Genomic DNA, 14,327 nt, shown 5'->3' on the forward strand with positions numbered 1-14,327 from the left:
CCGTTCTTTCATGCCCACGGCCGCACCCGTACCTCTGTCCAGATGATCACCTGCGCCGCACACCTCGAACGAAATCCGGTTTGCCACAACGCACTGAGACAGGACACGTGTTGGCGAGGTAATTGTCGTGCGACACCATCGGCGTGACTGAGCACTACAGATGGCGGATGAGCGCTCCACCTGGTGGGAATGGGCCGTGCAGTTGGCGGTCAGCGCGGTTGGCTGTCCCGTCGCATTCCAGCTGGCAGATTCTCAATGCTCTGCAGACCGACCTTGCGGATTCTCATTCGCCGCGGAGGCGGACCAGACGCAGGCCAAGATCCAGAAACAGCTCCGATGCGACGGGACACTGGCATTCGGGTTTCGTTGGGTCAGCCTTCACCGGTCGGGTCACCAGCGTGCGCGCAGCACGCCGTCGCTGTCGGGTAGGGCGGCGTGGAGGAGTGGGTGGCGTTCGTCGAGGTAGAGGGGCAGGGCGCGGGCCGCCCGCGCATCGGCCACCAGGGCGGTGAGCTCCTGGTACTCGGTCTCGTCGGCGATCACGTTTTTGATCGTTCCGTCCCGCGCCTCCCAGACGAACTCCACGTGCCATTCGGATGGCAGTGCGGTCAGGATCGCGTCGATGTCGGGTTGCAGGTCGGGCCAGACGGTCAGCAGGGCTCGCGGACCGAGACCGGCGCGGACCGCATTGAAGTTTTCCGTGGTGAGGCGGTGCCAGCGTGTGGCGACGTGGGTCTCCTCCAGCAGCAGTCCCTGTCGTGCCGCCAGCTCGGTGCGTACGGACGCCCAGAAGTCTTCGTCGGCGGCCTCCGTCACCTCCGGTTCCGCGGCGTAGGGGGAGGCCGTCAGCGGTTCCGGGAAGAGGCCGAGCGCGCGAGTACGGGCCACGGCGTCCGCGCAGGGCCGGTCGCTGCCCACGTACACGTACTGGTCCCAGCCGACGTGCACGCTGAACGCGTCTCCCGCCTCCAGCCGGCACCAGGCGCCCTGCTCCCGGAGCATGACGCGGACCAGTTCCAGGGCCACCGCCAGGGAGACCTCGGCGCCGTCGTGGTAGCCGGTGAGGTCGGCCGGGAAGAGCCCGTCGAGTCCGTGCCCCTCGACCGCGGGCCGGGCGCCGAAGTGGACGTGTCCGGTGACAGAGGGCTCACGGATCTCCAGCCGGTCGATGCCCGCGGCTTGCGCGAAGGCGGAGATCGCGGCCAGGTACGCGGCCTCGACAGGCCCGTGGTCGCTGACCGTGTCCTCCGCGCCCCGGTAGCCGCCGTGTTCATCACGGTCGGCGGGGTCGTACTTGGTGATCCGGTGAACGAAGGCTGGCGGCACGCTACTCCTAGACGGGGTCGAAGGTATCGCCAGCGTAGGACCCGGCCCGAACTCCCACTGAGGTTCCCCCGCTGCGCGGGAGCGAGGGCGACCCACCAGGCACTGAACCTCTGGGGTGTCGGCCAGAGAGTCGGGATCGATCACTGCCCGCACGAAGGCGTCCCGACCGATCCCCACCATCCACAGGCCGAAGTAGCAGAATCCGTCGTCCGAACACCAGCCGCCTAAGATCCGCTCCGCAGCAGCCCAGAGATCCCAGGTGAAGGCTTCGTGCGTCACTTCGTCCAGGCGAACCTGGAACTGCACGATCTCTGTCAGCGGCCTCCGCGACAACTCGTCACGCAACCACGTCAGCCGTTCGTCCCCGCCCCGCGTCTGCCGTCGGCACTCTTCGATGAGCTTCCAGAAGGAATCGATGTCCACGGCGGCACTGTGCCAGGCACCTCTGACACCGCAGGTTCGGCGAACTATGTTCGAGCAGTGGAGAACACGGAGATCATCATCAAGCTCACCTCTGATGAAGCGCTGGTCCTGTCGGACTGGCTGGAGCGAGTGCAGATGACGGACCTCAGCCGTCTCGTCGACGACGAGGCGGTCTGGGCGCCCATTCATAGGCTGGCCGGAACGCTCGACAAGTCCCTGCCTGGGATCTTCGCAGCAGACTATGGCGAACGCCTGGACGCGGCGCGTCGCAGGCTTCGACCCGCCTCAGACGATCTCGCCACTGATCATGAAGACTCTGACTGAGCTGGCTCGCAGCATCACTCACATGAGGGGTTTCAGCCCAAAGGTTCGAACCCGTCGTCTTCCGACCGCTGCCGCGTCCAGTGAAACCCTTCCCGCAGGAGACCGAGGCATCGTTCCTCAACCGGCTCGCAGCAGCGAACGCGACGCCCGTCCGGCGTCTTCAGCAGCCCTCCCTCTGGCTGGCCTCCCGCCTGGACCGACCGACCAGCTCAGCGTCCTCAGCGGACAGCCCCGCACCAGCATCCAGCACGCGATCCCCCGCTGGGAGAAACAGGCGTGGAACCTCCCTCAGGGCCCTCTCGCGGCGACCATCCGGTGGGCCTGCCGCCGCTGCGTCGCCCGCAGGACCGGCAACCCGGACCAGGGCGTCACGGCTGGATGTCGAAACACCACGACCAGGTCTGCGTCCCCCACCGGCTCTGGATCGGCCGGGCCGTCGAGTCCCCCGCCCTCCAGTTCGACCTCGCCGACCTCCCCGAGATCGTCGCCGCCCAACAGCGCCACTACCGGCTCCTTCGCCGCCACGGTCCCCACGTGCTCAACCCGTGCTACGCGAAGTGCTCACTGTTCTGGCACGTCCTCATGCAGTACGGCTACCGGATCAGCGAGCGCTCCCGCCGCCTCGTCCGACTCCAGCCCTGCCCTGCCCTGCCCTGCCCTGCCCTGCCCGCAGCGTCCGGCCCTGGGACCCCAAACGCTATGCCGCGGTCTATCCGGAGATCGTCACGACCATGGTCCTCTACGCCTCTCCGCACTGGCGCTGCCTGGCCATGTCCAGTGACGAGGAAGAGTTCCGGGCCTTCCATTCGGAGTTCACACGGCGGCTCCCCAACGAGAGCCCTCTGCGCACAACGCCCAAGCCCTGGTTCATCCAGCAGCTCCGCACCATCGCGCACGCCATCCAGGACGCCGCTGAGCAGAACGCCCTCGCCGGAGACGACGCACGCCACAACTCCAAGCCTGTTGGCTCAGAGCAGTGACGATGCGGTCTCAGCGGAAGGCGGCACCATTGTCCGACGCCCATTGCTGGAACGATCTGGCCGCGGACCCGGTGACCCGGGGAACGGTGTCGCGCACCTTCAGCAATTCGTCATTGACGTCCCCGCCCATCAAGTCGAGGACGGCATCCGCGGTCTCGCCTCCCATGAAGGAAGCCATCTGCCGGTGGGCTTCCTCCCGGCTGATCTCGATGAAGGCCACCTCCCGCCCCGACGCTGCAGCGATGGCCGCGACCTGCCGTCGGACCGTGATGCACTCCGGCCCGGTCAATGCATACGTCTGCCCCTGGTGGCCCGGCTCGGTCAGCGCTGCACGGGCCACCGCCGCGATGTCCGCAGGGTGGATGGTCGGGAGACCGATGTCCGCATACGGCGCTCGGACCACGCCCTGATCGCGAATCGACTGCGCCCACCACAGGGTGTTCGAGGCGAACTGCGTCGGCCGCAGTATGGTCCAGGCCATGCCGCTGTCCTTGAGTAACCGCTCAACAGCCAGGTTCTCGCCGGCCGCGGGCAGATGCGGATGAGTCTGCACGGTGATCGACGACACGAGCACCACATGCTCCACGCCTGCCTGCCGGGCAGCCGCCAGGACCTCCGCTTCCGCACCCATACCCGACAACAGGAACAGAGAGCGCACTCCCTCCAGCGCGGCTTTCAGAGAATCCGCCTGCGCGAGATCGCCCTCAACGGCTTCGATCCCTTCAGCGAACGAGGCCCGTCCCGCATCACGAGTCAGACCTCGCACAGGTGCGGCACCAGCCAGGTGCAACTCCCCCAGCAGAGCACTTCCAATGTTCCCAGTCGCGCCGGTCACAAGGATCATCGCCATCTCTTCCTGTCGTCAGCCGGTGATCACATCCACAGCACGTTAAAATCTCAACCTCACTTGGGGTCAAGGAATCAGTCCCGCTGCCTCAGGTTGATTGAGACGAGCTCGGCACCGGTGTCTCAGTCGACCTGAGCCACCGCAGGCCACCGCCTCGCGATAGCTCAGGTCAACTGAGACAGGACAGTTGCCCGCTGGATCTGCTCGGCGAAGTGATCGAGTCCCGATCAATCTGCGCGGCAAGGCTTCTGTGAGTCGGCCTACGGGCGTCGCGCGACGAAGACGAACTCCTTGCCCGGTCTGTCGGGCGCGTCGCGAACGTCCTCCACCTCATAGCCCTGTGCGATCAGCTCCGTCTCGACCTCCTGCCGCTCACGGAAGCGCAACGTGGAGTCCGACGTCAGCACCTGCCCGTCAGCAGCGAACACGTAGGTCCAGCGGAACGTCACCAGCGGCTCGCTCACCTCGATCACCTGGACCCAGCTTTCGACGGCGCCGGCATCCGGGATCTCCGTCACGCGATATGAGGCCTCGCGGTTCCACTCCTCCCAGGCGCGTCTGGCTGGATCCCTGGTCTCGAACACCAGACAGCCGCCGGGCTGTAGTGCTTGGTATGCGCCGCGCAGGGTCTCGCGCCATGCCCGCGGATTGAGGATCTGCTGGGCGGCGTTCGCGGTCATGGTTGCCAGGTCGACCCGCAACGGCGGGAGTGCCGTGGCATCGCCACAGATCCAGCGCACTCGCTCGCTGCCCGGCTTGGCTCGGGCCACGTCGATGGACGCCCGGGCGGGATCGACGCCGACGACGTCGATCCCGCGTTCAGCCAACAGAAGCGCGAACACACCTGTCCCACAGCCGATGTCCAGCACCTGACGTGCCCCGAACTCCTCCGCCATCTGGACGTACGCGTCGAGATCACTGCGATCGGGGTCGAGTGGGTCATAGATCGCGGCGAGCCGTGGATGCCCGAAACACTCGTCAGCCATGCGACCGAACGTATGGGGAAGCCGATTCACCTACCCAGCCAATTTCCGCGGCTGCCAGCGGTCGACTGTTCTTGAGTTCGCTCGGGGCGCAGTTGACCAGATCCCGCCGATCTTCATGACCGGTCGGGATCTTCGCCTCATCTGCGCATCGGTGCCGCCGGCTCGGCCTGGGTGGGTGCCGAGGCGGGGATCCGGTGTACTCACGCGTCCACGACGGCCGAGGATGCTAGAGAGCATATATATCCGCGGCGGGCTGCATGCCTGTCCCGGACCACCGGTGCGTTCCATCCCGAGACCTCCTGTCGTGGTTCGCAGGACGTCGGCCGTCATACGGGGCAGGGTCCGGCGTGCCTGCGTTGCTTCCCCGCCCTCGAACCGTTCCTCGACTCGCTGCGCTGCCCGGTGTGCCGCGCCAGTCTCCGACCCAACCGTGGCTCACTGCGCTGCCCGTCGGGCCACACCTTCGACATCGCCCGTCAGGGCTACGTCAGCCTCCTGACGGGCATCCGCGCCACCAGCGACTGCCCATCACGAAGCATCCCCATCGTGATCGATGAGGGACATCCCGGACGCCAGAGCGCGGGCAACGTCGGCGAAGTACTGCTCGTCGGCACCAGGGGCAAGGCCGAGCGGGACACCCTGGCTGAGACCGACGAACAGTGCCCTGAGCGCGGTGGTCAGGCGTTTCGCCTGTTGCGACGTCACGACGGTTCCGTTGTGCGACCTTCCGGTGAACAGCGCGATCAGATGGTTCTCCTGCGCCCGGATGGACGTGGCGAGCTGGGACCCCAGCTCTGGGTCATGCAGGACCATGTCCAGGAAGGTGATCTGGAGCGACAGACGAGACAGCGCGTCCGGGGCGTCACAACTGCGCCGGTAGTACCGCGCGAAGGCGTCGACCGCTTCCAGGAGATCAAGTCCCGCGGGAACCGCCTGCTCGATCTCCTCGTAGTACGGCCGCAGGTAGTCAGCGACCAGGGCGACCACCAGGCCGTTCTTGCTCCCGAAGAGTGAGTAGATGGCGCCGGTGGTCAGGTCGGCGCGTTCGGCGATCTCATCAAGCTTGGCCCGGTACCCGTCCCGGGCAACGACCAGGAACGCGGCGTCCAGCAAGGCCCGGCGGTTGCGTTCCTTGGCCTCCGCTCTCGTCATTCTCATAGTTTGATTATTACCGTAATCTCGTTACGGAACCAGTCGGGACGAGCTTTTGAGGAGGACGCTCATGGCCCAGGTCGTGGCACCGCGGGTGACCCGCCAGACGGTGGGTGCCATCGCCGATGGCACCTTCAAGGTGTTGCTCGCCGCTGTCTATATCGCCGGCGCTGCCCCGCTCGGCCGGTTACTCGGCACGCCGGCCTGGCTGATGGTCGTCTCAGGCGTGGCCCTGCTGATCGGCGGCGGAATCGAGATCAGATACACGCGCAGCCGGTCGATGCGCACCTACACGCAGCTCATGATTGCCTACGACAGTGGCTGGGTGTTGGCGGCGTTGATCGGCCTCCTGATGGCGCGACAGGGCAGCGCCGGGGGTGAACTCTGGATGGGGTACCAGACAGCCGCCCCCATCGTGTTCGCCGCGCTGCTGGTCGCCGCTTCCCCCCTGCAGGCAGGCCACACGGATCTCGGCACCCGGGCCATATCTCTCACTACAACGATCTATCAAGACCTGTGCGACCGAGCCAGCAGCAGTGCCTTGCCCGAGATCGAGTTGAGCGCAGGGACGATCGACTACGAGGACACGGGCGGTGACGGCCCCGTCGTGGTCCTGGCTCACGGCCTCGGCTTCGACGAGTCGGTGTGGAGCGAGGTCGTCTCCGACCTCCGGCCCGACTTCCGTGTGCTGGTCCCCGTATTGCCGATCGGGAGCCACCGGCGGCCGATGCGGCCGGACGCCGACCTGTCCGCGCACGGCATCGCGTCACTTCTGGCCGAGTTCATGGACTGCCTGGACCTCCGTGATGTCACCCTCGTCCAGAACGACACCGGAACGGCTCAACTCCTTGTCGGCGTACGAGACCATCGCATCGCCCGGCTCGTCCTCACCTCCTGCGAGGCCCTGGACAACTACCCACCTGGCATTCAGGGCAGAACACTCCACTGGGCCAGCAAGATTCCCGGCGGCCTCTTCCTCCTCCTCCAGTTCTTCCGCTTCCCGGCCCTGGCTCGCATGCAGACGTCACTCGGCGGGATGGCGAAGAAGCGGCTCCCGAAGGAGCTGATCGCCCGTTGGTACGGCCCGCTGCTGAGCAGCCGCGACATCCGGCGCGACTTCGCGAAGTTCTGCCGCAGCGCGGACCCGGACTGCTATCTGAAGGCCGCCGCGAACCTGCCTTCTTTCACTCGCCCCGCACTGGTCGCCTGGGGCGCCGAGGACCGCATGATGCCGCCCGCCACGGGGCGCCGTCTCGCGGAGCTGCTGCCGAACGCCCGCTACGTGGAGATACCCGACGCCCGCACCCTCGTCCAGTTCGACAACCCGGTCGGCCTCACCGCGGAGCTCCGCCGCTTCGTCAAGGAACACCCGCTGCCCGGGGACTCCTAATGGAGATGTCAAGCGGCGGACGTGACGGACGGTATGGGTTCGTAGCACCGTCCGTCACGCAGGCGGGCCCACAGAGCGTCGACCCGTCGGCGGGCGAGCGCGAGCACGGCTTGGACGTGACGTTTGCCTTCGGCGGCGCTTGCGGTCGTAGAAGCGGCGGGACTCGTCGCAGCAGCGGATGCTGATCAGCGCGGAGGTATGGAAAACCCGCTGGAGGCGTCGGCTGTATCGCTTGGGCCGGTGCTAGGGAGAGCTGAGCGGGGGCGTCGAGGCCGAGCCAGCCACATGTCATCCAGCGCGGGGACCTGAGATGAGCAGGTCTGGAGGAACACGGCGAGCGCGAGTGGGGATTTCAAAGAGCGCCAACAGGTTCGAGCGAGACAGCCAATCCGCCCCCGTCTCGCTCAAACTGAGGCACCCCAGGTCAGACACTCACGCTGCCTCACCTTGAGCGGGACCGGACACCCGCACACCCGCGCGGTCCCTGTCCCTGTCCCTGTCCCTGTCCCTGTCCCTGTCCCTTGTCCCTGCCCCTTGTCCCTGCCCCTGCCCCGTCTCGCGCGACCCGCTCCCATCTCACCAAAGCTGATCCGATCCGGGCCCGTGTCTCACTGGACGTCTCCGCGACCAACCACCGTGGGCCGGTTCGAGGTTGGCTTCCCTCTCAGGTCGTTCCACTTCGCCCAGGGGTCGCGGAGTCGTCCGGGTCTGTACTGGTCGGCGACGGTGCACCGGCACGTGGGGTACGAGTCATGGTTGGAGCGGGATCACCTCAGGCTGCTGGACTTCGACCGGCGGATCGGTGCGGTCTCGTCTCGGCCGCTCCGTGTGAGCCGGCTGCGGGAGGGAGTCGTGCGGCGGCACACACCGGACGCCTTCGCCCGTGATTCGACGGCACCGGGATCGTGATCGTTCGTGCGGGCCGATGACCGTATTGCGGAGAGGGACGCCGCTGCCTTCGAGGCGACCGAGCGAGCCTGCTCTGCGGCAGCTCACTGGTCTCTGGCGGATGGTTCCGACTGGAACCCTGTGCGCGTACCAGGGACGGCCGACTGTCGTTCTTCGTGCCTGTCCAGCGCCGCGAGGGTCAGGGTCACGGTGACCGATGCGGCCGCCGTCAGCGTCATCGCCGTGGCCGGGGAGGTCAGTTGGGCGAGCGTGCCCGCGAGGAGGGCGCCGATGCCTTGGAAGGCGGCCATGCCGGTGGCGTGCAGCCCGAGGGCTTGACCGGCGAGGTCGTCGGGGGTGAGCGACATCAGGCGTTCCTGGAGGACCAGGCTCGCGGCGAAGCCGACGGAGGCGACGGTGACCGCGACGGCTGACAGCGCCGCTCCTGGCCGCAGGACGAAGAACAGATAGGGAACCGCGAGCAGCAGGCGCAGCGGCGTCGCGAGGCGAGGGCGCAGGGCGGGCGGTACGAAACGGCCCACGGCCAAGTCGCCCGCGAACATCCCGAGCGCACCGAAGGCGTAGAGCATGCCTGCGGATTCGGGGGCGTAGGGGACGTACAGCGAATCGCTGCCGACGATGAGGCCGTTGGGGACCCACAGGCCCAGATACGTCAGGCGGCGGTGGCGTGAGGACCACAGGAGGGTGTTGGCGCGCCAGGTCGCCGCGAGGGACGGCCGGCCGGCGGAGCGCGGTGGGCGGGCCGTGAGGCCGAGGTGGGTGACGAGGGCGGACAGCACATACAGCGCTGCCGCGAGGAGCAGGCAAGTCCGCGGGGAGAGCAACGCAAGGAGCGCGCCGCCCGTCGCGAAGCCGGCCATCTGCGTCACGCCCCAGAGCATGTTGAACACCGAACGGCCCAGGACATAGCCGTCCTTGGTCAGGATCTCGTTCAGCAGGCCCCCGCGCACTCCACCGCCGAGCGACGCGACCAGGCCTTGCAGAAGCAGGATGGCGAAGACCCCCCAGACCGGCAGACCGGGTAGCGCGAGGACCGCCGTGGCGGCCGCGAAGGACAGAGCCAGGGCGGACAGGACCGCGCGCGGCGGCAGTCGGTCGGCGCCCGAGAGCAGGAACGCGCCGCCCAGCAACTGCGCCAGTTGCGGTCCGAACATGCTCACCGCCGCCAGGAAGGGGGAACCTGTGGTCCGGAAGACCAGCGTGGCGAGGGCCAGTCCGCCGATCGTCTGCGCCGCGGCGAAAGCGGCGAAGGAAAGCAGGAACGGGGTGAACTCCGCCGTACGGAACAGGGATCCATAGCTGCGCATGATCCGGAGTCTCCGAGCCGCCCGGCGCCGTGTGTACTGTTTCGGCGACACGCGAAAGGTCGTACGGATGGGCTTGTGGCAGATCGGTACCGACACCCTCGCCCGCAGCCGGTTCGTGCTCTCACCGTTCGCCGAGGCCTTCGCGAGCCTGAGACTGCTGCACGCGGGGACCGGCGCCCATCCGGGCGAGGATGCCTGGTTGCGCGCGCATCTGCCTGGCTACCGTGCGCGCCTCGCGGCCGACCCGACTGCCGCGCCGCTCGTACAGGCGGCCATCGGCACCTCCTGGATCGCCGACTTCTTCTGCCCCACCTCCTGTGTCGGGGAGAGCTTCGAGGACACCGTGGCCCGGGTGCGGGCGACCGATGCCGGGGAGGCACGGGCCGACCTCCGGGTGTCCCTGCAGGGGCCGCTCCCCTCCGCCTTGGAGCGGGACGACCTGCCCGAGCGGGCTACCGCACTCCTGACGTACGTCTGGGAGGAGACCGTCCGGCCGGACTGGGAGCGTCGGCGGCGTGTCATGGAGGCCGACATGGCCGCGCGGACCGCGCGGGTCAACCAGGGCGGCTGGGCGGCCGTCCTCGACTCGCTGAAGCCGGGGACACGGTGGCTCGGGGAGAGCCGCTTCCAGGTCAACCGCAACGCCTACCCACCGCGGGAACTAGCCGCCGGAGCGCAGCTGCTGTTCATGCCGGTCACGCCGAGGACCAGTTGGGTGTCGTGGGAGGGGCAGGAGCGGTACGCGGTCGTCTACCCGTGTCTCGGGGTGCTCTCCGAGGACCATGACCGGCGACCCGTCCCGGACGGGCTCGGGGCGCTCATCGGGACCGCGCGGGCCGGGTTGCTGACACTGCTCGGGACGCCCATGAGCACGACCCAGCTGGTCGCCGTGACCGGGTGGGCGCTGGGTTCGGTGGGCGGGCATCTGCGGGTGCTGCTGCAGGCGGGGATGGTGGAACGGCGGCGGGCGGGGCGGTCGGTGCTGTACGTCCGGACGGCGGCAGGGGAGGTGCTCATGGACGCATCCGGATCCGGATCCGGTACCGGTACCGGTACCGGTGTCAGGAAGCCGGAACCGGGGATCCCGGCCAGGGGGCGGACGGACCACGAACTCAGGGCGGAGAGCGCCTCGGGCCCGACGCCGGAGCAGCCTCGATGAGACGCGACGGCCCGCTCGGCTATCCGGTTGAGGCGCCGCTCCGCCATGGGGAAAGGTCTGGGCCATGGAGTTCTTCTGTTACCACCGCGATCGGCCCGGTTCTCTCGCGTTACGTGAGGAACTGCTGGAAGCCCACTGGTCCTATATGGACGGGTACGAGAAGGAGCTGATCGCTCGCGGTCCGTGCTTCGCCGCCGCGGACGGCGAGACACCCGTCGGCAGCGTGCACATCGTCGACCTGCCGGGCCCGGCCGCCGCCCGCGCGTTCGCCTTCGACGAACCCAATCATCAGGCCGGCGTGTACCGGGACGTGCTGCTGCGTCGGTGGCGCAACATGCTGGGCCGCACGATGTGGGAGTTCCCCGGCGGGCTGACCGGCGGCGACAGGTATCTGGTGCTCGGCCTCGCCCCGGACCGGGCCGCCGATCTCACGGTACCGCTCGACCAGGACGAGCTGATCGTGTTCGGGCCGCTGCTGTCCGACGACGGCGCGACCTGGCTGGGGACGGCGGCTCTGGTCCGTGCCCCGGACGCGGACGCGGCACGAGCCGTCCTCGCCCCGCACCGGTACGCCGATGTCGAGGTCCACCCCTGGGAGTGCGGAGGGCGGCGATGAGCCGAGGAGGGACCGGTGCTGGACAAGCACGTGAGGGGCAGGGGCAGCAACAGGGGCGTGGTGGTGGTCAGGGCTGGAGCGGGGGCGGGGGTGGGGGTGGGTCCTGGGCCTCCGGTTCGGCTGGCCGGCGTATGCGGACCGTGCCCCTGTCCAGGTCCACCTGGAAGGGCGGGTCCTCGGCCGGCCTGACGTTCTTGCGTACGCGCTCCTGTTCCATCCCGCGTTTGACGGCCTGGGCTCCCGGGTCGACCTCCTGGACGAGGTCGGCACCGAGGGAGGACAGCGTCTTGGTCCTGCGCCAGTAGATCCAGCCCCGGGCCTCGAGCACCAGCAGGATCCGGTCCGCGAGCAACCCCAGGACGCCCAGTGCGACGAGACCCCCCGCGATCAACAGCACGGTGTCCACGGTCAGCGCCCCGCCCGGGACCGCGAACGGTCGGCCCAGCGGCGAAGGCCTCGACGTGAGCGACGGGCACGGGACTGGGACGGGCGAGCCGCCTCCGCGTCGCGCGGCCCCGTCCCGCCGGGGCCGCGGCCCCAGTGGTCGTCGGGCGACAGAAGCGGCGCCCTGCGTTCGGCCTGGGCTCGGATCTCGACGTGGGATTCATGAGCCGTGACGCGGAACGCCTCCTCGTACGAGGCCAGCGCCGCGCTGATCGCCCCACCGGCCAGACCCCTACGGCGGATGCGCACCGCCAGCCACACGAAGAACCCCAGGACCGCGGCGAAGCCGCCCATCGACATCAGGAACGGTAAGAACGCATCCATGCCACAAGGCTACGGTCGTCGGCGCGGGGCACCGGATGCGCCGCCCTCGTGGCACAGGGCCCGGGCGAGGGCGGAGGGACGGCTTCGGGGAACGCGGTGGACGGAGATCGTGCGCACGGCAGACTTGGCGCATGAACCTCGCCGCTTCGGACGCCAAGGCCGACCTGCTCTTCTATCTGCAGTCCGCTCGCGATGCCCTGTTGTGGAAGCTCGAAGGGCTCTCGGAGTACGACGCACGCCGCCCGCTGACGCCGACCGGTACCAACCTCCTGGGGCTGGTGAAGCACGCGGCCGGCGTGGAGTCGGGGTATCTCGGGGACACGTTCGGACGGCCCTCGGGCGAGCCGTTGGCCCTGCTCGACTTCGACGCCGACCCCAACGCGGACATGTGGGCCACCGCCGACGAGTCCCGCGAGGACATCGTCGGGTACTACCGCCGGGCCTGGGCGCACTCGGACGCCACGATCGACGCGCTGGAGCTGGACACGGTGGGCAGGGTGCCTTGGTGGCCCGACGGGAAGGACGAGGTGACGCTGCGTCACGCCGTCGTACGTGTGATCGCCGACACCCACCGGCACGCCGGGCACGCCGACATCCTCCGGGAACTCATCGACGGCACGGTCGGGATGGCCAACGGCAACACCAGCCTGCCGTCCAGCGACCCGTCCTGGTGGGAGGGATACCGTGACCGCCTGGAGCGTGTGGCCAAGGAGGCCGGCGGGAGGGAGTGACCGGGCGCGACCCGGCACGGCCATCGACGTGATGTCGACGGAACTCCGTCCGAATTCGCATTGCTCATACCCGCGTTCTCCCCTTACCGTTGCCGTCATGACTGCCGGGTCGGCCTTGAGCCGTGAGCGGATTGGTTGCCCGGCCTCCGAGTGAGGCCGTGGCGGGCCAGGAGTCCGCCTGTTGAAGTTCCACGCGCCGAACACCGCTCTTCTCTTACGCGTTGCCGCGCGTTCTCGCCGTGTTCCTGTCGCGCCCCCTCTCGCACCCTGAGCTGCGGTTGAGCCGCGCCGAGCCGCGCCACGCCTTGCCGAGCACACCACAACGCACCGCATTCCTTCGAACAACGCGCTGCGGCGATCACCCCTGCCCGAATTCCGCGACGAACCCTTACCGGCCCTTGTCGCCCTCCACGGAAAGCAGAGAATGCCCAACCCCTTCAATCAGCAAGTCATCGACGAGTTCCGCGCCAACCACGGAAAGGTGGGCGGTTATTTCGAGGGCGCTCGTCTGATCCTCCTGACGACGACCGGCGCCCGCACCGGCACCCGGCACACCACTCCTCTCGGCTATCTCCCGGACGGCGACGGCACGATCCTCGTCATCGCGTCGGCCGGCGGTTCGCCCAAGCACCCCGACTGGTACCGGAACATCACGGCGGACCCCCGGGTCACGGTGGAGAGCGGGGCGTTCACGTACGACGCCGAGGCCGTCGTACTGGAGGGTGAGGAGCGGGAGCGGGCGTTCGCGCGGGCGGTGGAGTCCGAACCGGGATGGGCCGAGTACCAGGCGAAGACGGACCGTACGATCCCGGTCGTCGCCCTGCGCGAGCTGCCCGTGGCCGGGCCACCGAACATCAACGCCGGGTCCATGGGCGAGGCCATCAAGGTCGTCCATGACGCCTTTCGACGCGAACTCGCCCTGATCAAGAGCGAGTTGATCCAAAGCAACGGGAAGGCCGGTCTCGGCGCGCAGCTCCGCGTCAACTGCCTCACCTTCTGCCAGGGGCTCCACAACCACCACACCGGCGAGGACATCGGCCTGTTCCCCTTCCTCGCCGACCGCCACCCCGAGCTGGGCCCGGCCCTCACCCGCCTCCACGAGGAGCACGGGCGGATCGCCGCCCTGGTCGAGGAGCTGCGCCGGGTCGTGACGGCCGAGAACGCCGACCCCGTCGCCGTACTCCCCGAGGTGGAGCGCCTCATCAGTGAGCTGGAGGCTCATCTCGCCTACGAGGAGGATCAGTTGATCCCGGCGCTGGACGGTGTGGGCTACACCGGGGCATGAGTGGCGGGCCCGGCGGGCCGACGTGACGGTGGCGATGCCGGTGCCGGTGCCGGTGCCGGTGAGCGACGGGGCGAGCCCCCGGGGGGAGGGGGATCGGGCTCGTGTGTTCCGCCGCTCACCGGCA

Annotated in this window: 15 protein-coding genes and 4 pseudogenes; 9 read left to right on the top strand and 10 right to left on the bottom strand. The window is 68.5% G+C overall.

The window, feature by feature from the left end; genetic code table 11:
* Positions 1 to 390: 390 nt before the first annotated feature.
* Together ACFY9I_RS38250 and ACFY9I_RS38255 are read right to left on the bottom strand one after the other, a co-directional pair.
* Complete coding sequence (locus ACFY9I_RS38250; RefSeq protein WP_391011116.1) at positions 391 to 1,326, bottom strand: RNA-binding protein; 936 nt, start codon at positions 1,324 to 1,326, stop codon at positions 391 to 393.
* A gap of 162 nt (positions 1,327 to 1,488) precedes the next feature.
* Positions 1,489 to 1,680, bottom strand: a pseudogene (locus ACFY9I_RS38255) (DUF4240 domain-containing protein); the annotation flags it as partial.
* Between ACFY9I_RS38255 and ACFY9I_RS38260 the strand changes: the two are divergent.
* The gene (locus ACFY9I_RS38260) at positions 1,597 to 2,073 is read left to right on the top strand and encodes a hypothetical protein (RefSeq protein WP_391011138.1); all 477 of its coding nucleotides are present in this window, start codon (positions 1,597 to 1,599) and stop codon (positions 2,071 to 2,073) included. The pseudogene ACFY9I_RS38255 and the gene ACFY9I_RS38260 overlap by 84 nt on opposite strands.
* Before the next feature lie 288 nt (positions 2,074 to 2,361).
* Here ACFY9I_RS38260 and ACFY9I_RS38265 read toward each other — a convergent pair whose 3' ends face one another.
* Positions 2,362 to 2,577: a hypothetical protein gene (locus ACFY9I_RS38265; protein ID WP_391010894.1), complete on the bottom strand. Its 216-nt coding sequence runs from the start codon at positions 2,575 to 2,577 to the stop codon at positions 2,362 to 2,364.
* 227 nt (positions 2,578 to 2,804) lie between these two features.
* Here ACFY9I_RS38265 and ACFY9I_RS38270 point away from each other — a divergent pair, with 227 nt between their 5' ends.
* Positions 2,805 to 3,053, top strand: coding sequence for a hypothetical protein (locus tag ACFY9I_RS38270; protein WP_391010897.1), 249 nt, complete (start codon positions 2,805 to 2,807; stop codon positions 3,051 to 3,053).
* Between the two features lie 10 nt (positions 3,054 to 3,063).
* Here the strand turns inward: ACFY9I_RS38270 and ACFY9I_RS38275 are convergent, their stop codons facing one another.
* Together ACFY9I_RS38275 and ACFY9I_RS38280 are read right to left on the bottom strand one after the other, a co-directional pair.
* On the bottom strand, positions 3,064 to 3,897 hold the full coding sequence (locus ACFY9I_RS38275; RefSeq protein WP_391010899.1) for an NAD(P)H-binding protein: 834 nt from the start codon (positions 3,895 to 3,897) through the stop codon (positions 3,064 to 3,066).
* Between the two features lie 263 nt (positions 3,898 to 4,160).
* A complete protein-coding gene (locus ACFY9I_RS38280) occupies positions 4,161 to 4,886 on the bottom strand; it encodes a methyltransferase domain-containing protein (RefSeq protein ID WP_391010902.1) in 726 nt (241 codons plus the stop codon).
* 402 nt (positions 4,887 to 5,288) lie between these two features.
* On the opposite strand from ACFY9I_RS38280, the pseudogene ACFY9I_RS38285 reads away from it, so the two are divergent.
* Positions 5,289 to 5,336: pseudogene (locus ACFY9I_RS38285) on the top strand (hypothetical protein); the annotation flags it as partial.
* 78 nt (positions 5,337 to 5,414) lie between these two features.
* Here ACFY9I_RS38285 and ACFY9I_RS38290 read toward each other — a convergent pair.
* Positions 5,415 to 6,038 (bottom strand): TetR family transcriptional regulator, encoded by a 624-nt coding sequence (locus tag ACFY9I_RS38290; protein ID WP_391010905.1) that lies wholly within the window; start codon positions 6,036 to 6,038, stop codon positions 5,415 to 5,417.
* 70 nt (positions 6,039 to 6,108) lie between these two features.
* Here ACFY9I_RS38290 and ACFY9I_RS38295 point away from each other — a divergent pair.
* Positions 6,109 to 6,495 (top strand): annotated as a pseudogene (locus ACFY9I_RS38295) (hypothetical protein); the annotation flags it as partial.
* 150 nt (positions 6,496 to 6,645) lie between these two features.
* On the top strand, positions 6,646 to 7,428 hold the full coding sequence (locus tag ACFY9I_RS38300; RefSeq protein ID WP_391011118.1) for an alpha/beta fold hydrolase: 783 nt from the start codon (positions 6,646 to 6,648) through the stop codon (positions 7,426 to 7,428).
* A gap of 8 nt (positions 7,429 to 7,436) precedes the next feature.
* On the opposite strand, the pseudogene ACFY9I_RS38305 reads toward ACFY9I_RS38300, so the two are convergent.
* Positions 7,437 to 7,671 (bottom strand): annotated as a pseudogene (locus ACFY9I_RS38305) (IS110 family transposase); the annotation flags it as partial.
* Between the two features lie 749 nt (positions 7,672 to 8,420).
* Entirely contained in the window at positions 8,421 to 9,644 is a 1,224-nt protein-coding gene (locus ACFY9I_RS38310; RefSeq protein ID WP_391010908.1) for an MFS transporter, read from the bottom strand.
* Positions 9,645 to 9,711: 67 nt separating this feature from the next.
* Here ACFY9I_RS38310 and ACFY9I_RS38315 point away from each other — a divergent pair, with 67 nt between their 5' ends.
* Together ACFY9I_RS38315 and ACFY9I_RS38320 are read left to right on the top strand one after the other, a co-directional pair.
* A complete protein-coding gene (locus ACFY9I_RS38315; protein ID WP_391010911.1) occupies positions 9,712 to 10,803 on the top strand; it encodes an ArsR/SmtB family transcription factor in 1,092 nt (363 codons plus the stop codon).
* Between the two features lie 64 nt (positions 10,804 to 10,867).
* Positions 10,868 to 11,419 (top strand): YciI family protein, encoded by a 552-nt coding sequence (locus ACFY9I_RS38320; protein WP_391010914.1) that lies wholly within the window; start codon positions 10,868 to 10,870, stop codon positions 11,417 to 11,419.
* Positions 11,420 to 11,486: 67 nt separating this feature from the next.
* Here ACFY9I_RS38320 and ACFY9I_RS38325 read toward each other — a convergent pair whose 3' ends face one another.
* Both ACFY9I_RS38325 and ACFY9I_RS38330 read right to left on the bottom strand, forming a co-directional pair.
* Positions 11,487 to 11,816 (bottom strand): hypothetical protein, encoded by a 330-nt coding sequence (locus ACFY9I_RS38325; RefSeq protein WP_391010916.1) that lies wholly within the window; start codon positions 11,814 to 11,816, stop codon positions 11,487 to 11,489.
* 11 nt (positions 11,817 to 11,827) lie between these two features.
* Positions 11,828 to 12,187 (bottom strand): hypothetical protein, encoded by a 360-nt coding sequence (locus ACFY9I_RS38330; protein WP_391010919.1) that lies wholly within the window; start codon positions 12,185 to 12,187, stop codon positions 11,828 to 11,830.
* Positions 12,188 to 12,318: 131 nt separating this feature from the next.
* Between ACFY9I_RS38330 and ACFY9I_RS38335 the strand changes: the two genes are divergently transcribed.
* Positions 12,319 to 12,918, top strand: a complete 600-nt coding sequence (locus ACFY9I_RS38335; protein WP_391010922.1) for a DUF664 domain-containing protein — start codon at positions 12,319 to 12,321, stop codon at positions 12,916 to 12,918.
* Positions 12,919 to 13,342: 424 nt separating this feature from the next.
* Complete coding sequence (locus tag ACFY9I_RS38340; protein WP_391010925.1) at positions 13,343 to 14,203, top strand: nitroreductase/quinone reductase family protein; 861 nt, start codon at positions 13,343 to 13,345, stop codon at positions 14,201 to 14,203.
* The last annotated feature ends 124 nt before the right edge of the window (positions 14,204 to 14,327 follow it).

The sequence above is a fragment of the Streptomyces sp. NPDC012510 genome, from assembly GCF_042955065.1.
Taxonomy (GTDB): Bacteria; Actinomycetota; Actinomycetes; order Streptomycetales; family Streptomycetaceae; genus Streptomyces.